Genomic DNA, 16,291 nt, shown 5'->3' with positions numbered 1-16,291 from the left:
CCCACAACGCATCCGGAACCAGCCTCAGTGACAACTCATCTACCACGCGTCACATTATGTCCCACACGTCACTTCATCCACATGAGACACGCTCTTAGTGGGCCGGCGGGCCGAGCTTCCAGCCGCCGCGCTGCCGCGGCGGCCGGCAAGCAGCTAGACCGACAGTCCTGTCTTGGCCCAGAACTCCTCGAACGTCGCCGAGCACATGTCGGTGCCGCGGGTGACCTTGCCGTCCTCGAAGCGGTGCGTCATCACGATCGTGGTGTCGAGTTCGAGTTCGCCGAGGCGGCGGTACGCCCGGACGTTGGCGGTCACCAGATCGTCTCCGACGACGTCGACTGAGACGACCTCGTTGCGGGACTCGTCGAGCTTCGCCAGGACGCCGAAGGCCTCGAGGAACTCGCCCTTCGTGTAGAGGCGCAGGGTTCCCTCGAGCGTGAAACCGGCCCACGTCATCTCGTCCGAGTACAGCTCCACGAGCGGAACCGGGTTCCCCTCGTCGGCGGCGGCGAAAGCTGCCTTCAGGGCGGCGGCATTGCTGTTGGTCATGCGGACTCCATCGTCGCTTCGGATATGTCGGCACCACGAGTCGTCTCTGTGGTGTGCATCACCCTGCCCGTGCGGGGAGCGCGGCGGAACCGTCCAGCTACGTGGTTCGCTACGGTCACGCGAGACCGAACCCGGTGCCCAGAATCCGTGCAGGTAAATGCCACTTTCTCGGCCCGAGTCCGGGTGTGAGTGCGTACGGCGCACGGTTGCGGTGACACATCTTGACCCCCGAAAGTTGACAGGAGGTGCGGACAGCGACCAAGGTGATCCAGATCTCAATTACCGGGAGGTCGACCGACCGGTTACGAGTCCAGAAGGGACCTTGTGAACGCTGACGAGTGGGATGAGATTCGCCGACTCCACCGGCAAGGATCTCCCATCAAGCACATCGCGGTGCAGCTCGGAATGTCGCGCAACACGGTGCGCCGCGCGCTGACTCTCGACGAACCTCCCACCGACCACCGAAGCCGACGCGGCTCCGTCGCCGACCCCGTCGATTCGGCCATCCGGGAGCTGATCGCCGACGACCCCAGCATCGCGATCGCCGAGATCGCGCGCCGGATCCAATGGGCCAAGTCGAGGACCACGCTGGCCCGCAGGGTCACGAGCATCCGTGCGGAACGGTCGACCGGCGAACCCCTCGACGGCCCCGCCGACACGGTGCCCGCTGCTCCGTCGGTCCCGGTCTACGGATCGAGCTTCGTGGGCCGGCGCACCGAACTGCTCGAACTGCGAAAACTGCTCGGTGACCACCGGCTCGTGACGATCACCGGCCCGGGCGGAATGGGCAAGACACGCTTCGCGATCCATGCCGCCGGCGAGTACCGCCGCGCGTTTCCGGACGGTGTGCGCGTGATCGAACTCGCCGCGCTGCGCAGCCCCGAGCTCCTGACCCAGACCGTCGTGGATGGTCTCGCCCTCGCCAACCGCGACATGCATGCCAGCCCGACGGAGAACACCATCATCGAGTATCTCCGGACGCGGCGGATGCTCCTGATCCTCGACAACTGCGAGCACGTCCTGGACGAATGCGCGCAACTGGTGTCGGTGCTGCTGCGCTCCACGACGGAACTGCGCATCATCACTACCAGCCGCGAGATACTTTCGGTACCGGACGAATTCGTCTTCCCACTCGCCCCGCTGCCCACGGTCAACGGAACGGCGTCGACCTCGCCGACTCGCGGGACGGGAAGCGCAGTGGAGCTGTTCGTGAACCGGGCCGCCGCCGTGCTGTCGAAATTCGAGCTGACCGAGGACAACCGCGACGCGGTGATGCGCGTCTGCGACCGCCTTGACGGCCTCCCTCTCGCCATCGAATTAGCCTGCGCGCGATTGCCGGTGCTGTCGGTGTATGAACTGGCGGATCGGCTCGATCACCGGCTCAATCTCCTCACCACCGGCAACCGCACCGGACCGCAGCGGCATCGCAGCCTCCAGGCGACGATGGACTGGAGCTACGAACTCTGCACTCGCGAACAACAACTCCTCTGGTCGCGCGCCTCGGTGTTCGCGGGCGGATTCGACCTCGGCATGGCTGAAGAGGTGTGCAGCGACGACGACGTCCCGGCGGACACCGTGCTCGACGGCATCTCGGCGCTGGTCGGCAAATCGATCCTGCACCGCGAAGAAGGCGGCACCCACGTGCGGTTCCGGATGCTCGAGTCGATCCGCGAATACGGGAACAGCAAGCTGACCGCCTCGGAGATGGACACCCTGACACTGCGGCACCTGCGCTGGTGTGCGCGGCTGGTGACCACGACGGCCGACAACTGGTTCAGCGCCGATCAACGCGACGGAAGCGAGAAGCTGCGCCGCAACCATGCCAATATCCGGTCGGCGCTGCACGCGGCACTGCTGGATTCGTCCGACGACGACGAAGTGCGGATGGCCGCGGACATGGTCTCGCGCGCCTGGTTCCTCTGGTCGTGCGGGTTCTCGGTGCGCGAGCACCGGATGTGGCTGAACCGCATCCTCGAACGGGAGACGGCGCCGACGGCCACCAGGGGCCGGATGCTCGTCAATCTCGGCCTCGTCCAGACCCTGCAGGGTGACCGCGAGTCCGCCGATTCGGCGCTGACCGAGGCCAGCGCCGTCAACCTGACCGCGGATGACGCCATCACCGGCGCGTTCACGGCGGACGTCATGGGACTGAAGGCCTTCTTCGCCGGCGATTTCGACGAGGCGGAGCGTCGGCTCACGGCGGCACTGGAGATGTACGAGGAGATCCCGGACCGTGAGGATCTCGCCCACACGCTGCGCGTCCACCTGGGGATGCTGTACTGCTTCACTGACGAGACAACTCGTGCCACGGAACTCTTCCAGACGGTGAACGAGCGTGCCATCGCGGTCGGGGAGTCGTGGCTGCGTTCCTACGCCGTCTACGGGCTCGGGCTGGTGGCATTGATGAACGAGGATTTCGAGGACGCGCTCCGGCTCGGCTCCGAAAGCCTGCGCCTGCGGCGTGACTTCGACGACGTCGTCGGAACCACCCTGGTCACCGACCTTCTGGGATGGGCCGAAGCCGAGGCGGGGTCGGCGGAACGGTCGGCCGTGCTCCTCGGCGCCGCCTCCGCGATGTGGGAGTCGTTCGGTATGCAGCTGTATGGCTCGAGCCACTGGGTCGAGCAACGCGCACGTTTCGAGAAGCAGGCGCGAAAGTCGCTGGGAGACGATCAGTTCGAGAAGTGCCACACCAGCGGCGCCGCGATGTCGGTCTCCGAGATCATCGGGTTCGTCCTGGGAGAGTCGGTACCGTCCGGTGATCCGGCTCCCGCTGGTGGCACGCGCCCGGAAGACGTTCTGTCCCCGAGGGAGCAGGAGGTGGCGGCGCACGTCGCCGCCGGCATGACCAACAAGGAGATCGCCGCCAAGCTGGTTCTGTCGCCGCGCACGGTGGAAGGGCACGTCGAACACATCCTGGAAAAGCTGGGCATGAGCAGGCGTCACGAGATCGCCGCAGCGTTCGCACATGCGGGGCGGGGCACGCCGGGGTAGTTCCACGTGCCCCGCACTCGCAGGGATGTGCTGGTCAGACCTTGTTGAGGGCACCCGCGTCGACGGGCATCGCGATGCCGGTGACGTAGCGGGCCGCATCCGACGCCAGCCACACCACAGCGTTGCTGACATCCACCGGCTCGATCCAGGGCGTCGGAAGCACGTTCATCGCCGTCTCGCACGCCTCACGGAAGTCCTCGTGCGTGGGCGTCTCCAGATCGGGACGGAACAGGCGGTACATGTCCTCGTTGTCGATCATGTCCGTCAGCACCGACGTGGGATGAATGGAGTTGCACCGAATCCGATGGGCGCCCAGCTCATTGGCGGCGGTCCGGGCGAGTCCGGTGACCCCGTGCTTCGCGGCCACGTAGTGGGCGAAGTTCGGGAAGCCCTGCAAACCGCCGGTGGAGCTGATCAGGACGATCGACCCGCCCTCGCCCTGCTCGATCAGGTGGGGAACGGTCGCCCGCATCGTTTTCCACACACCCGACAGGTTGATGTCGACCATTTCGTCCCACTGCTCTTCGGTGAGCTCGTGCAGCGGAGCGGAGGAGAAGATGCCGGCGTTCGCCACCACGGTGTCGAGGCGTCCGAGCTTCGCGACACCCTCCGCGACCACGTCCTGGAGCTGACTCAGCGACCGCACGTCGGCGACCGCGACATGGGCACGCTGCCCGAACTTCTCGATGTGCCGGGCCGTTTCCTGGAGTTCGTCCTCCGTCGCACCGCGGTATTTCGTCGTTGCGGGCTTGGCGCAGATGTCGACGATGATGACGTCGGCGCCTTCCTCCGCGAGCCGGATGGCATGCGAGCGCCCCTGCCCGCGTGCAGCTCCCGTTACCAGCGCGACCTTGCCTTCAAGCTGTCCCATCAGGGGTCCTTCCGTTGTAAATGAACTGAGGTCTTCAGACGGCGTATGCGCGCATGATCGGTGTGGCGGCGTCCACGAGGGTGATCTGATCGACCAGCATGTGCTGCGTCGCGACGGCGGCGTCGCGCACGCACCGTCCGAGCGCGCTGGGGTTACGGATCGACTGGCTGCCCGCCCAGCGGTGCGCGAAGCCGACGATCTCACCGGCCACCTCTTGCGACCAGGTGATGACCTGACGCAACCGCGCGCGCTGCTCGTCGGTGATCTCCACACCGGCGCGTGCGCTGGCCTCGGCGTCCTCGTGGGCGGCGTACACGTACAGGCGAGTCGCCTGGTAGAGAGCCTCGTACTTGCTGAATTCGCGGCGGAACAGTTCCGACTCGCCGACGACCGTGGCGTAACCGGGACGCGCCTTGTTCGCGACGATCCGGACGATCTCCTCGAGCGCCCGCTTCGCCAGCCCGAGCGCCACGGGAGCGTGCCCACCGACGCCGATGCCGAGCAGTCCCAGGCGGTACACGGGCTCGGAGCGGACGGGGGTTGTCGAGAACGTTTCCATCGTGAACTTGTCGGGGATGAAGCGGTCGTGGACGGCGTAGTCGTAGCTGCCGGTGCCGACCAGCCCCATCACGTTCCAGTTGCCGAGGAATTCGACGTCGGCCCGCGGGAGGAAGCCGACGCGGCAGTCGGGGGTACCGGCCTCGTCCACGATGGGGTTCCCGTTGTCGTCGTGGACGACGAATCCCGCGCCGATCCATGTGGCGTGCGCGGATCCGCTCGCGAACTGGTAGCGGCCGGTGACGCGGTAGCCGCCCTCGACGCGGACGGCCTTGCCGGTGGGCATGATCATGCCTGCAGTGATGCCCCGGTCCGGACCGCCGAACATCTCGCGGGCGCCCTCGTCGTTCATGAACCCGGCGGCGATCCCGGTGCTGAAGGAGTTGGCCATCAGTGCCCAGCCCGTCGACGCGTCGGCCCGCGAGATCTCCTCGATCACCTCGAGTGCCTGCACGATGCCCAACCCACCGCCGCCGAACTCCGTCGGAACGAGGGTCCAGAACAGCTCCGCCTCGGCCAGGGCTTCGTAGACCGGCCTGGTGATCGTCGCGTCACGCTCGATCGCATCCGCCTCCTGCTCGACGACGCGAGCGACCGCCTTCGCCCGGGCGAGGTAGTCGACGGGCTCCCGATCGACGAGGGCGGACACAGATCGATCAACGGTTTGCGTCATGGAAATGACCTTCCTGGTATGCAACTCGGCTCATCGCCCACCGCACCTTTCGGTGAGGTCGCGATCGCGGTATGACCTGAATCACAATGGTCGGTCCGCGCGCTGCACACAGGCGGGTGGCCACGTGGTCCACTACGTGGTCACCCAGTCGGGTAATGCGGGCGAGCGTGAAGCTTGCGTGAGAATCGCCCTGTGGGCGACGGGTCACTTGCTTCTCAGGTCCGCCTGCGGGCCCACCGCGGTGGCGGCCACGCCCCTGGTTGACTCGACATCTGCCTGCCGAACTCGATGGCGGCGGAAACGGCCTGGCCACCGGACATTGCCATTCGCTCGTCACTGCGTGGCGGAAGCAACTCGACCGAACTTCCGTAGGTCAGCACGGAACAGACCCCGTCCTTTTCGAGGACCAGAATTCCCGGGTAGAGCTCGCAAACCAGAGTCCGCGACCCGGGTGCGGTCGTGAAGTGTGTGGCCCTCACCTCGAGCAGGGGCCGTCCGGCGACAACGCACGCGGTCCAGGCCGGCCGCGCCCAGGCACCAGGAGGCGGTATGTTTCGGATCCTGCGCGGCCCGTCGAAGTAGCGGCTGAGCGCAACGAAATCGACCAGGTCGCCGAATCGGTCGGCAGCACTCTGAGCGTGTGCCCCGCGAATGGTGAATGCCTCATGCATGTCATCCGGTAGCGGTTCGACCTCGTCGCCGAATGACAGCATCGTCTGGACGCGGCCCCCTTCGACGACGAGGACGCCCTGGTACAGCTCGCACACGAGCCGCTGTTCCCCGTGCCGTTCGATGTGTGTCGCCCCGACCTGCATCCATCCGTCGGTCTCGCGGCATTCGCCCGGAGAGTATGCGATTTTGTATCGCATCACCTGTTCCCACAAGGGCCGCGAGCGTGTCATCTGTCCCCGAAGCGCGGCGCCCAGAACGGCAGGTTGCGAAAGTAGTCGATGTCCTGGTCTTGATCGTCGAACGCGAATTCGATGAGGTCGTCCCACTCGGGTCGAAGGTTGCGGGCGACCGGCCACACCGTGTCCTGGCTGGTGTACAAGTAGTACCGCCGCGGCAGGGGAGCGGTGTCCTCCCACTCCACGGTTACCGAGCAGCCGTCGCCTGGGTTGCCGGTGATGACACCGCGCAGAGAGAAGTCCATCACGGACACCGAATTATCGCGGCGATCGAACGGCACATCGTCAGTCACGTTCTTCCGCGTTCGCACGATGATGCGTTCGCCCACCCGCATGTCGACGACCTTGGGCTCGTACCGAGGATCGGGATCCATCCGCCACTCGCCGGACGCCAGGAAGTCCTTCACCTGGTTGCGGCCCGACCGCTTGCTGCCGCATCCCACGATCCAGTAGCAGTCGTCGTCATCGAGCAGAGCAATGTCGTCCTCCGTGTGCGACGCGCTCTCTGCCGCATCCGTGTTGCTCATGCGAACACAGTAGAGCCAACGGCGGACGTGTTCTGTCGGTTGCCCGATGCAACTCCGGTAAGCCGCAAAGAGGACGCGCTGGCACCGTGTTTCGCGATGACGATTGCCTACGCATTCCGCCCGCGAGGAGCGATCAATCCGAATGCGTGCCTGTGTACGGCAGATACGGTCACGCGAACGATACCGGACGAGCTTGGGTCCGTGTTATCTAGTGAGCGTTGAGTGGATTGCAAAGCGCCGCAGGAATAATGACGCCTCCCGGATCGGCGTGGTCGACTCAGTACGTCGTCAAGTTTCATGCTTCTCATACATCTCCGAAGGACACCGCCGATGACCCAGCCCCCGCTTCCCTACGGTGAACAATCGCAACAGCCGTCTGGAGTGCAGCCGTACGGGCAGCAGCCCTTCGCGCATCCAGCCCAGAACTTCGGCCAGGGATCGGGACTGCAACAACCCGCGGCGTACGGGTACCACCCGGTGACGGGATTGCCGTACTCGCACAAGACGAAGCTCGCCGCCGGTCTGCTGAGCATCTTCTTCGGGTACTTCGGCGCGGGACGGTTCTACGCCGGCCACACCGGCCTCGGGTTCGCGATGTTGATTGTGAACATCGTGCTCACCGTCGTCTCCCTCGGAATGTGGCTCTTCGTCGCGTGGATCTGGCCCGTCATCGACGGCATCGTCCTCCTCGCAGGCGAGCCGAAGGACAAGAACGGACTCCCTTTGAGGTAGCAGCGAAGCCGGGCGGATGCCGAGGCGAGTGGCTGTGCGACCGGAGGTTGCCTCGAGGCGTACATGGTCACCCAGCCGGGTAATGCACGAGAGCGGCGAGCAGGAAGCTCGCCGCTCTCAGCCGGGCAGGTCGGTCGGGCAGGGAGTCGCCCCAGGGGTCTCAGCGCCCGGTCAGTGCCCGGGCCTGATCTGTCAAAGCGACTGTCGCCGCGCGCAACTGGTCGACGGAGTCGAGCGGGTCTGCGTATCCGACCCGGGTCACGGCCACGCCGCGGGGTGTGGTGACGCGCAGGTCGAGTCCGTAGCGGTCGGCGCCCTCGCAGGTGACCGTCTTCGCGTCGGGGAAGCCGCCGAGCGCCTGGGCCATCGCGCGGAGGGCGTCGGCGTGGTCGGCGTTGAGGTGCTCGATCGCCGGGCCGGCGTGCGGGGTGACGGGGTCTGCTGTGGCGGCGGCGTAGGACTCTTCGTTCGCCGAGTCCATTCGCCCGTAGCCGCCGACCCACCGCACGCGCTGGACGCGCAGCACCCAGAGCGAGAAGTCGCTGAAGTCGATGTAGACGTGCGCCGCCGGAATGGCCGCCAGGTGTGCCTCCCGCGCGGCGGCGAGTTCGTCGCCTTCCGGACGGTAGACGTACCCGGCGAGGGTGATGCGGGTGCTGGCCAGCGGATCGGCGGGCGGGTTCGGCGCTACGATCGCGATGCTGGCGCGGGGATCGTGCGCGAGGTTGCGGCCGTGCTCGGCCATCTGCGACACGCACAGGACGGGGGAGCCGTCGAGCAGACCGTAGGTGACGAACGACGCCCACGGGTCGCCGTCCCTGGTCAGGCTGGCGAGGGTGCCTACGTTCGTCGTGGCCGCGACGGTCCGGGCCTCCTCTGCGGCGGACGGGCGGGCCGGGTTGGCGACCTCCTCCAGCGGCGGCGGCACGGTTGGGGCGTCGCCGGGATCTCCATGATCGGTGTTGGTCATTCGTTGAACGGTACCCCGCCGGAAATTGCCGGTGGCATTGCCGTCGACCTGCGCTTACCGTTGAACTGAGGGCTCGATCGCCGAGTGGCTATGCGAGTGCGACCGGGTCCTCGCGAAGCGTGATCGTGGGTGATGCGAGATGACCGCGTTGGGCGTGCTGGCGCTGGTGCTGGGTGTGCTGTTGATCGTCGTCGAGGCACACGCACCGACCGCGGGTGTCCTGGGCGGACTCGGGGCACTGTTCGTCGGCGCGGGGGTGTGGCTGCTGTTCACGTCCAGCGACACCGCACAGATGATCGCCATCCCGGCGGCCGCCGGAGTCGCGGTGGTCGGAGTGGGCCTCGCCGTGGTCGGCGGCCGAAAGGCACTCGCGGCCGGGCATGCGCCCGTGCGCACCGGGATGCAATCCCTCATCGGATCCGACGCCACCGTCCGCAACTGGAAAGGCAGGCAGGGTCAGGTCGAGGCCGCCGGAAGCCTGTGGAGGGCGCAAACCCTGTTCGGGGACGACGAGACACCGACCGCGGGCGATTCCGTCGTCGTCGAGCAGATCCGCGGACTCACCCTCACCGTGCGCCGCCGCGAACCCTGGGAGCTGCCGCTATGACCACCATCATCGTCATCCTGTGCGTCGTCATCACCCTCCTCGCCGTTCTGGCGAGCAGCTCGATCCGGGTGCTCCGCGAGTACGAGCGGGCCGTCGTGTTCCGGCTCGGCCGGTTGGTCGACCTGAAGGGCCCGGGACTTGTGCTGCTGATCCCGGCGATCGACCGGATGGAACGGGTCAGCCTGCGAACCGTCACTCTGAAGATCCCCGTCCAGGAAGTGATCACCCACGACAACGTGCCGGCCAAGGTCACCGCCGTCGCCTACTTCCGGGTGGTCGACGCCGACCGGGCGATCGTCGAGGTCGAAGACTTCCTCGCCGCCACCCTGCAGATCGCCCAGACGACCCTGCGATCGATCCTCGGCAAGGCCGACCTCGACGCCCTCCTCGGCGAGCGGGAACGCCTCAACGAGGACCTGCAGAAGGTCATCGATCAGCAGACCGAACCGTGGGGTGTGAAGGTCACCACCGTCGAGATCAAGGACGTCGAGATCCCTGCCAACATGCAGCGGGCCATCGCCCGGCAGGCCGAGGCGGAACGCGAGCGCCGCGCCAAGATCATCAACGCCGAAGCCGAGTTCCAGGCCTCCACGAAACTGGTCGAGGCCGCGGATGTCATCAGCCGCAACCCGACCACCCTGCAGCTGCGTTACCTGCAGACCCTCAGCGCCATGGGCGGCGAGAACAACTCGACCGTCGTCTTCCCGATGCCCCTCGACCTGGTCCGCCCGTTCCTCGCGGCGGCGAAGGATACGGCAGCCACGGACGACGGCGACGAGCGCGCCCGGTTCGAGGCCCAGGCCAACCTGGCCGCGATGATCCCGCCCGCCGGCCCGGAGACGCGCACCCCGCACCACGCACGAAACTGACGTGCCCCACCGTTCACCGTCCGGCCACCGCGCGTACCCCGGGCGGTGACCGCCGTGCGCTTGGCTAGGGTTGGACAACCAGCAGGAGTCCACCCGGGCACCTGCCCGTCGGGGCGAGCGGAAGCGAGAGACCGATGAGCGGCACCGAGGCAGCCGACATACGGACGGCCGAGTATCCGCGACCGTCGCACTTCGTGCTGCACCTCAGCGACACCCATCTCGTCGACGACGACCTGCTGTACGGGGCCGTCGACAGCGAGGCCACGCTGCGGCAGATCTTCACCGAGATCGAGGCGTCGCACGCCCGACCGGACGCCCTGGTGTTCACCGGCGACCTCACCGACCGCGGCCAGCCCGGCGCCTACGAGAAGCTGCGGGCGATCGTCGAACCGGTTGCCGCGTCGCTCGGTGCGCAGGTGATCTGGGCGATGGGCAACCACGACGACCGCGGCAACTTCCGGGCTGAACTGCTCGGGCAGGAACCGTCGTACGAGCCGATCGATCACGTCCACGACGTCGACGGGCTGCGCGTCATCACCCTCGACACGACCGTTCCCGGGCGCCACCACGGGGAGATCTCCGAGAGCCAATTGATCTGGCTGGCACAGCAGCTCGCGGTCCCGGCGCCGCACGGGACCATCCTGGCGCTGCACCATCCGCCGGTGCCGTGCGTCCTCGACCTGGCGGTGCTGGTGGAATTGCGCGATCAGCCGCGCCTCGCCGACGTGCTCCGCGGCAGCGACGTCCGGTCGATCCTCGCGGGGCATCTGCACTACTCGACGACGGCGACGTTCGCGGGCATCCCCGTCTCCGTCGCGTCGGCCACCTGCTACACCCAGGACCTCAACGTCCCGGCCGGGGCGCTGCGCGGACGCGACGGCGCCCAGGGCTACAATCTGGTGCACGTGTACCCGGAGACGGTCGTGCACTCGGTGGTCCCGATCGGCAGCTACGACACCGTCGGCGAATACGTCACCGCCGAGGAGACCGGGCAGCGGCTCGCGGCCGAGGGCGTGCGGATCCCCGACGCCGGCGAGCAGGCCGTCAAGCCCGTCCGGGTCTGATCAGCTGCTGCGCGGGAACTGCTCCCGGTAGGCCATGACGTCGGAGAGGCGGAACCGGCGATGGGTGCCGCGCATCTCGATGGGCAGCGCGCCGGAATCGGCGAGCCGGCGGACATAGGTATCGGAGACGCCGAGGATCTCCGCGGCCTGCGACGTGGTGAGTAGGTCGGCCACCGCACCGAGCGCCACGCTCTGACCGTCGGCGAGGAGGGTGAGCAGGTCGAGGACGGCGTCCCGTGCGGAGTCGGGTAGCACCATCCCGTCGAGGGTGACGACCGGCGACCCGTCCAGGGCGGTCCGAAGCTCGGCCGCGGCCGTCGAGCCGAGCGCGGAAACGATGTGGTCGATGCTCATGCCGTTCACGATCTCATGGGCCTGCCGGGCGACGGCGCAGAGCGGTAGCCTTTGCAGATGGACGAGTTGCGCGATCCCACTGCCTTCGAACTCGCACGCGCCGACCAGATCGATGTGACCCCGGAGATCGACGAGATCGGGGAGCTGCTGCGCAAGTCCGGCCGCAAACACGCGGTCGACGACGAGGACCAACCGTGGCGGCACGGCTACCCGTACGACAAGAAGATGACGCGGCGGCAGTACGAGAACCGCAAGCGGAAACTGCAGATCGAACTTCTCAAGTTCCAGGCCTGGGTGAAGGAGAACGGCGAGAAGGTCGTCATCATCTTCGAGGGCCGCGACGCCGCAGGCAAGGGCGGCGCGATCAAACGGTTCACCGAACACCTCAACCCCCGTGGCGCGCGGGTGGTGGCGCTGGAGAAGCCCACCGAACGCGAACGCACCCAGTGGTACTTCCAGCGGTACGTGCAGCACCTGCCCGCGGGCGGGGAGATCGTGATGATGGACCGCTCCTGGTACAACCGGGCGGGCGTCGAACGCGTCATGGGCTATTGCACCCCCAACGAGTACCTCGAGTTCACCCGGTCGGCGCCGGAGTTCGAGCGGATGCTGGTGCAGTCGGGCATCCACATCGTGAAGTTCTGGTTCTCCGTGGGCCGGGAGGAGCAGCACGCCCGGTTCGTCTCCCGCAGCACCGACCCCGTCAAGCAGTGGAAACTCTCACCCACCGACCTCGCGAGCCTCGACAAGTGGGACGCCTACACCGAGGCGAAAGAGGCCATGCTGTTCTACACCGACACCCCGCACGCGCCGTGGACCGTCGTGAAATCGAACGACAAGAAACGGGCCCGGCTCGAGGCGATCCGCTGGATCCTGCACCGCTTCGATTACACCGGCAAGGACGCACGCCTCGTCGGCAAACCCGATTCGCTCCTCATCGGTTCTCCCGCAACGGTCTACGACGAGGGGGAGCGTCCGGCGGACGCCTTCCCCAGCGTCTGATCAGCTCCCGGTCTCCCACGGCGCCGGGATCGGGAAGTAGTTCTCCAGGAACTGCGTCACCTTCCGGGTCCGCAACTCCAGGTCGATCTCGGGTGCGCTGCCGTCGTTGAGGCAGAAGAAGTCCATCGACCGTTTCGCGAGCAGCGAATCCATGTCGCGGAGCCCCGACTTCATGGTGGTGTCGACGTACTTCACCCGCGCCGCCGTCTGCACCACCGCGCGGCCGCTCATCAGCGCGTAGTAGTGATACAGCGAGTTCGTCACCGATATGTTGGAGCTGGCCCGGAAAGTGCTTGCGGCCGTGGCGGCGAACTCGTCGGGGAACTCCTTCTCCATCTCCTCCATCACGGATTTGCGGAGCGGGGTGGCGGCGTGCTCGAGGTGCCGGGTGGTCATCAGCCCGAACCGGTCCTGCAGCAGCCGGCGGTTGACGCGGGCCGCGTTCTCGAAGCCGCTGCGCTCGTCGTCGTTGTGGCCCAACCCGATTCGGGTGGTCGCCTCGATGAACATGGTGATGCCGCCGGGGGAGAAGAACATCTGCGGGCCCACCGCGCGGCCGAAGAACATGTCGTCGTTCGAATACAGGAAATGCTCGGCGAGCCCGGGGATGTGGTGCAGCTGGCATTCCACGGCCTGCGAGTTGTGGGTGGGCAGCACCGACGGGTCGGCGAAGAACTCCTCGCTGGGCACGAACGTCACCCGCGGGTCGTCGGCCAGCCATGCCGGGCGGTCGGAATCGGTGGCGACGAAGATGCGGCGGACCCACGGCGCATACATGTGGACCGAGCGCAGCGCGTACTTGAGTTCGTCGATCTGCCGGAACCGGGCGGCGGAATCGTCTCCCTCACCGACCACGTAGTTCTGCATCCGCTTCGCGCGCTGCGCCTGGAACTCCGCCGACGAGCCGTCCACCCAGGAGAACACCAGGTCGACGTCGAAATTGATGTCCGACGCGTGGTCGGCGAACATGTTCTCGATGGTCGGCCACACCCGGCCGAACCGTTCCACCGTGCCGCGGACCGCCTCCTCCGACCGCACCACACGGCGGGTCAGCGAATTCTCCATCGGCAGCACGATCTCGTCGTCGCTGATCGACCACAGTTCGATCTGCACGCCCGTCGACGCCCCATACGCCAGATCGCTGGTCAGGTGCACCCGCGGCCGGAACAACCGGAAGATGCGGGCCTTCGACGTCGCGGACAGCCGGCCGTCCGAGACGAGGACCGCGGGCCCCTTGGAGTCGACGGTCTTCGAATAGAACGGGCGGTCCTCACACGCGGCGACGAGCGCGGTGCGCAACGCCTTGCGCTGCGCCCAGTTGATCGCGATCACCGGGCGTTCGTCGTTGCCGCGCACCAGCAGGTACTCGATGCCCGCAGCGTCGAGGACGTCGCGGACGAACAACAGGTCCTCGACCATCGCCTCGTGCGGCGTCGTGTGCGTGATCGGCAGCGCGAACCGGCCCTTGAACCGCACCACGTCGGGACGGTCCCGCAACCGCGACGACGCGGCGGCGGAGGCATGCGCGACAGCGTCGGCGGTCTCCTGCTCCGGAGGAACCAGGTACACGTCGTGCGGAGCAGAAGAATGAGTAATGTCGGGCCTTCCGGTGACGGTCGCGAGTGCGAACAGTGCCAGTGTAGGCCCAGTTTGCGGGGCGAGGGTCAGTCGAGGACCGTGAAGAACGAGTCGCCGTCCTCCGCCGACCCGTCGATCTGACCGCGGTCGGTGCGCGAGTCCTCCACAATCACACCCTCGACGACGGCGGCGTGCTTGGTGCCGAACACCGGAATGTCGATCTCCTCGTCGTCGATGACCCGGTCGACGTCCTCGGTCAGCTCGTCGTCGGGCAGATCCCGCAACGACACCTCCTGCTGCTGCTCCAGCGGGGTATCGGGCTCCTCCTCGGACAACTTCTCGTCGAGCGACTCACCCTCGCGCTCCTCACGCAGCGTGGTACCGAACCGGTCGGCCTCACTCCAGCCGTCGGGCGGATCGACGACGTCGTCGCCGTCGTTGTTGCGCACGTCGTCGGAGTCCAGGCTCTCGCTGGGGCTCAGCGTGTCACCGGGCCCGTCTTCGCTACTCATAACCATCAAATGCCCAGATCAGGCCTGGTTGAAACTTCGATGGTCGAGGGCGGGGGACACCTCGTCAGGTGCTGGGACGGGCGGACCATTCCCCCCACACGTCGAACGCTTGCTCGAGGGAAAGGCCGGCAATCTGGTCGCCATTCAATCCGACCTGTTGCCGTAGCCGCGTCACAAGCCAATCGGGAAGTTTCTCGGGCGTGGGCTCGGGAGTCGGATCAATTGCGGCAGCAGTCTTGCCGAATCGTGCAACCACCTCGGCCAGTGCAACAGCGGTCGGGGTTCCCTGGTCGAGTGCTGCGACGCGATTACGCATCTCCTCATACACCTCGGCGTCGCTGCGAACGCCGACCGCCCAGACCTCGGCGACATCGACAATGACTGTGCCCGACGAATCATGGGTAACGCGCCACACGATGCGCCAGTCACGATCTCCGACAACAATCTTGCGCCACCCGATGAGCGTTCCGCGGAGTGGCTCTCCGGCTTCCGGATTCTTCTCCAGAATCAGCATCTTGGCGAGCGCCGCGCGGACGATCTGCGGGTCACGGCGGTGGAGTGTATCCAGGTCGTCGATTGCCGCGTCGGTCAGTCGAACGACCGTGGTCTGGGCGCTGGGGTGGCGCTCACCGGCCCTCGGCTCAGGGGTTGCCTTCGCACCAGGGTGCCGCGGCCGTTTGCGTGCCGTCACTGCTTGTCAGAGTCGGGATCGCCGGTTGAATCGGATTCCAGTTCTGCGCGAGTGAAGCCGTACCGCTCGATCGCTGCATCGAGATCCGTGCGCCGACCGGTGTCGGTCGCTGCACGGGTAAGTACTAGTGCGAGGTCACGCAGGTCATTCTCCAGTTCCTGAAGTTCACCCAGGCGGCTCACCCCGACAACGGCAGCGACGGGCGTTCCGTGGCGTGAGACAACCACATTTTCGCCGTTCTCTGCGTCCTTGACCAAACGGGCGATCCCTCGGCTGCTCGCTTCGGTGACGGTAAGGGCGTGGAGATCGCTCAAGCTCGTCATGAGAAAAACTATACAGATTTCTACACAGATTTCTATGGGTGGCCGAGTGTTTCTATGGGTGGCCGAGTGGGCTCGGTCAGGGCGTCTGAACAGCCAGTTCGCTCCGCAACGTCTCGAGTGCCGCTATCTGAGCCGGCGACCACGGCGCCGAGTTGACGCGACTCGAATCCAGTTGGACGAGTGTGGCGGTCACCTCGGCGGCCTGCACGCCGTCCTGCTCGATGGTGATCAGCAGGGTCAGCGACGTGGAGCCGATCCGGTCCAGGGTGACGACGACGTCCGCGTCGCCGGTGAACAGTTCGCGCCCGAAGTTGCTGACGACGTTCACCACGGCGGTCTGCGTGACCGGGTCGAGCAGGTCGCCGCACGCCTCGACGAGCGCCCGCTTCCACGCCACGGCCGCCGCCTCGTGCACGCAGTAGAACGGCACATGGCGGCTCACGGACGCCGGCGCGTCCGGCGTGGCGTTGTTCCGCAGGGGGAGCGCGTAACGAGGCATGGATCGGACA

18 protein-coding genes are annotated in these 16,291 nt (G+C 66.7%); 6 read left to right on the top strand and 12 right to left on the bottom strand.

What is annotated here, in order from left to right; all coding sequences use genetic code 11:
• Positions 1-153: 153 nt before the first annotated feature.
• Positions 154-549 carry a nuclear transport factor 2 family protein gene (locus ACFTZB_RS14790; protein ID WP_378432545.1) on the bottom strand — a complete coding sequence of 132 codons (396 nt, stop codon included), beginning with the start codon at positions 547-549 and terminating at the stop codon, positions 154-156.
• 324 nt (positions 550-873) lie between these two features.
• Here ACFTZB_RS14790 and ACFTZB_RS14785 point away from each other — a divergent pair, with 324 nt between their 5' ends.
• Positions 874-3,543, top strand: a complete 2,670-nt coding sequence (locus ACFTZB_RS14785; RefSeq protein WP_378432544.1) for a LuxR C-terminal-related transcriptional regulator — start codon at positions 874-876, stop codon at positions 3,541-3,543.
• Between the two features lie 34 nt (positions 3,544-3,577).
• Here ACFTZB_RS14785 and ACFTZB_RS14780 read toward each other — a convergent pair whose 3' ends face one another.
• The 4 genes from ACFTZB_RS14780 to ACFTZB_RS14765 all read right to left on the bottom strand — a co-directional run bounded on the left by ACFTZB_RS14780 (position 3,578) and on the right by ACFTZB_RS14765 (position 7,080).
• Positions 3,578-4,414, bottom strand: coding sequence for a mycofactocin-coupled SDR family oxidoreductase (locus ACFTZB_RS14780; RefSeq protein WP_005252665.1), 837 nt, complete (start codon positions 4,412-4,414; stop codon positions 3,578-3,580).
• A 34-nt stretch (positions 4,415-4,448) separates the two neighbouring features.
• Positions 4,449-5,645 (bottom strand): acyl-CoA dehydrogenase family protein, encoded by a 1,197-nt coding sequence (locus tag ACFTZB_RS14775; protein WP_378432543.1) that lies wholly within the window; start codon positions 5,643-5,645, stop codon positions 4,449-4,451.
• Positions 5,646-5,860: 215 nt separating this feature from the next.
• Positions 5,861-6,514, bottom strand: a complete 654-nt coding sequence (locus ACFTZB_RS14770) for a hypothetical protein (protein WP_378432542.1) — start codon at positions 6,512-6,514, stop codon at positions 5,861-5,863.
• A 29-nt stretch (positions 6,515-6,543) separates the two neighbouring features.
• Positions 6,544-7,080: a hypothetical protein gene (locus ACFTZB_RS14765; RefSeq protein ID WP_378432540.1), complete on the bottom strand. Its 537-nt coding sequence runs from the start codon at positions 7,078-7,080 to the stop codon at positions 6,544-6,546.
• 330 nt (positions 7,081-7,410) lie between these two features.
• Between ACFTZB_RS14765 and ACFTZB_RS14760 the strand changes: the two genes are divergently transcribed.
• Positions 7,411-7,812 carry a TM2 domain-containing protein gene (locus tag ACFTZB_RS14760; protein ID WP_378432538.1) on the top strand — a complete coding sequence of 134 codons (402 nt, stop codon included), beginning with the start codon at positions 7,411-7,413 and terminating at the stop codon, positions 7,810-7,812.
• Positions 7,813-7,972: 160 nt separating this feature from the next.
• On the opposite strand, the gene ACFTZB_RS14755 is transcribed toward ACFTZB_RS14760, so the two are convergent.
• Complete coding sequence (locus tag ACFTZB_RS14755; RefSeq protein ID WP_378432537.1) at positions 7,973-8,782, bottom strand: HugZ family protein; 810 nt, start codon at positions 8,780-8,782, stop codon at positions 7,973-7,975.
• A gap of 139 nt (positions 8,783-8,921) precedes the next feature.
• On the opposite strand from ACFTZB_RS14755, the gene ACFTZB_RS14750 reads away from it, so the two are divergent.
• From ACFTZB_RS14750 to ACFTZB_RS14740, 3 genes are all read left to right on the top strand, one after another.
• Entirely contained in the window at positions 8,922-9,389 is a 468-nt protein-coding gene (locus ACFTZB_RS14750; RefSeq protein ID WP_124396322.1) for an NfeD family protein, read from the top strand.
• Positions 9,386-10,258: a slipin family protein gene (locus ACFTZB_RS14745; protein ID WP_378432535.1), complete on the top strand. Its 873-nt coding sequence runs from the start codon at positions 9,386-9,388 to the stop codon at positions 10,256-10,258. The genes ACFTZB_RS14750 and ACFTZB_RS14745 overlap by 4 nt, the downstream gene beginning before the upstream one ends.
• A 134-nt stretch (positions 10,259-10,392) precedes the next feature.
• On the top strand, positions 10,393-11,322 hold the full coding sequence (locus ACFTZB_RS14740; RefSeq protein WP_378432534.1) for a phosphodiesterase: 930 nt from the start codon (positions 10,393-10,395) through the stop codon (positions 11,320-11,322).
• Here the strand turns inward: ACFTZB_RS14740 and ACFTZB_RS14735 are convergent, their stop codons facing one another.
• Positions 11,323-11,676 (bottom strand): helix-turn-helix domain-containing protein, encoded by a 354-nt coding sequence (locus tag ACFTZB_RS14735; RefSeq protein ID WP_378432533.1) that lies wholly within the window; start codon positions 11,674-11,676, stop codon positions 11,323-11,325. It lies immediately after the preceding gene.
• 57 nt (positions 11,677-11,733) lie between these two features.
• Here ACFTZB_RS14735 and ppk2 point away from each other — a divergent pair, with 57 nt between their 5' ends.
• Entirely contained in the window at positions 11,734-12,678 is a 945-nt protein-coding gene (gene ppk2, locus ACFTZB_RS14730; RefSeq protein ID WP_378432532.1) for a polyphosphate kinase 2, read from the top strand.
• On the opposite strand, the gene ACFTZB_RS14725 is transcribed toward ppk2, so the two are convergent.
• The 5 genes from ACFTZB_RS14725 to ACFTZB_RS14705 form a co-directional block, all read right to left on the bottom strand.
• Entirely contained in the window at positions 12,679-14,175 is a 1,497-nt protein-coding gene (locus tag ACFTZB_RS14725; protein ID WP_378432546.1) for a stealth family protein, read from the bottom strand. It abuts the gene before it with no gap.
• Positions 14,176-14,342: 167 nt separating this feature from the next.
• Positions 14,343-14,774, bottom strand: a complete 432-nt coding sequence (locus ACFTZB_RS14720) for a hypothetical protein (RefSeq protein ID WP_378432530.1) — start codon at positions 14,772-14,774, stop codon at positions 14,343-14,345.
• A gap of 58 nt (positions 14,775-14,832) precedes the next feature.
• Positions 14,833-15,459, bottom strand: a complete 627-nt coding sequence (locus ACFTZB_RS14715) for a type II toxin-antitoxin system RelE/ParE family toxin (RefSeq protein ID WP_378432529.1) — start codon at positions 15,457-15,459, stop codon at positions 14,833-14,835.
• A complete protein-coding gene (locus tag ACFTZB_RS14710; RefSeq protein WP_087557903.1) occupies positions 15,456-15,782 on the bottom strand; it encodes a type II toxin-antitoxin system Phd/YefM family antitoxin in 327 nt (108 codons plus the stop codon). The genes ACFTZB_RS14715 and ACFTZB_RS14710 overlap by 4 nt, the downstream gene beginning before the upstream one ends.
• A 76-nt stretch (positions 15,783-15,858) precedes the next feature.
• Positions 15,859-16,281 (bottom strand): hypothetical protein, encoded by a 423-nt coding sequence (locus tag ACFTZB_RS14705; RefSeq protein ID WP_378432528.1) that lies wholly within the window; start codon positions 16,279-16,281, stop codon positions 15,859-15,861.
• Between the last annotated feature and the right edge of the window lie 10 nt (positions 16,282-16,291).

Origin of the sequence: Rhodococcus sp. NPDC057014, from assembly GCF_042673295.1 — a bacterium.
In the GTDB taxonomy this organism is placed as follows: domain Bacteria; phylum Actinomycetota; class Actinomycetes; order Mycobacteriales; family Mycobacteriaceae; genus Rhodococcus_F.
The sequence above is the reverse complement of the archived record's forward strand: the minus strand, read 5'-3'. Positions and strand labels throughout refer to the sequence as shown.

What these genes read in the sequence shown, in the direction of transcription:
- ACFTZB_RS14790 (WP_378432545.1), bottom strand. Translation starts at nt 549, where the DNA reads ATGACCAACAGCAATGCCGCCGCCCTGAAGGCAGCTTTCGCCGCCGCC.
- ACFTZB_RS14780 (WP_005252665.1), bottom strand. Translation starts at nt 4,414, where the DNA reads ATGGGACAGCTTGAAGGCAAGGTCGCGCTGGTAACGGGAGCTGCACGC.
- ACFTZB_RS14775 (WP_378432543.1), bottom strand. Translation starts at nt 5,645, where the DNA reads ATGACGCAAACCGTTGATCGATCTGTGTCCGCCCTCGTCGATCGGGAG.
- ACFTZB_RS14770 (WP_378432542.1), bottom strand. Translation starts at nt 6,514, where the DNA reads ATGCGATACAAAATCGCATACTCTCCGGGCGAATGCCGCGAGACCGAC.
- ACFTZB_RS14765 (WP_378432540.1), bottom strand. Translation starts at nt 7,080, where the DNA reads ATGAGCAACACGGATGCGGCAGAGAGCGCGTCGCACACGGAGGACGAC.
- ACFTZB_RS14760 (WP_378432538.1), top strand. Translation starts at nt 7,411, where the DNA reads ATGACCCAGCCCCCGCTTCCCTACGGTGAACAATCGCAACAGCCGTCT.
- ACFTZB_RS14755 (WP_378432537.1), bottom strand. Translation starts at nt 8,782, where the DNA reads ATGACCAACACCGATCATGGAGATCCCGGCGACGCCCCAACCGTGCCG.
- ACFTZB_RS14750 (WP_124396322.1), top strand. Translation starts at nt 8,922, where the DNA reads ATGACCGCGTTGGGCGTGCTGGCGCTGGTGCTGGGTGTGCTGTTGATC.
- ACFTZB_RS14745 (WP_378432535.1), top strand. Translation starts at nt 9,386, where the DNA reads ATGACCACCATCATCGTCATCCTGTGCGTCGTCATCACCCTCCTCGCC.
- ACFTZB_RS14740 (WP_378432534.1), top strand. Translation starts at nt 10,393, where the DNA reads ATGAGCGGCACCGAGGCAGCCGACATACGGACGGCCGAGTATCCGCGA.
- ACFTZB_RS14735 (WP_378432533.1), bottom strand. Translation starts at nt 11,676, where the DNA reads ATGAGCATCGACCACATCGTTTCCGCGCTCGGCTCGACGGCCGCGGCC.
- ppk2 (WP_378432532.1), top strand. Translation starts at nt 11,734, where the DNA reads ATGGACGAGTTGCGCGATCCCACTGCCTTCGAACTCGCACGCGCCGAC.
- ACFTZB_RS14720 (WP_378432530.1), bottom strand. Translation starts at nt 14,774, where the DNA reads ATGGTTATGAGTAGCGAAGACGGGCCCGGTGACACGCTGAGCCCCAGC.
- ACFTZB_RS14710 (WP_087557903.1), bottom strand. Translation starts at nt 15,782, where the DNA reads ATGACGAGCTTGAGCGATCTCCACGCCCTTACCGTCACCGAAGCGAGC.
- ACFTZB_RS14705 (WP_378432528.1), bottom strand. Translation starts at nt 16,281, where the DNA reads ATGCCTCGTTACGCGCTCCCCCTGCGGAACAACGCCACGCCGGACGCG.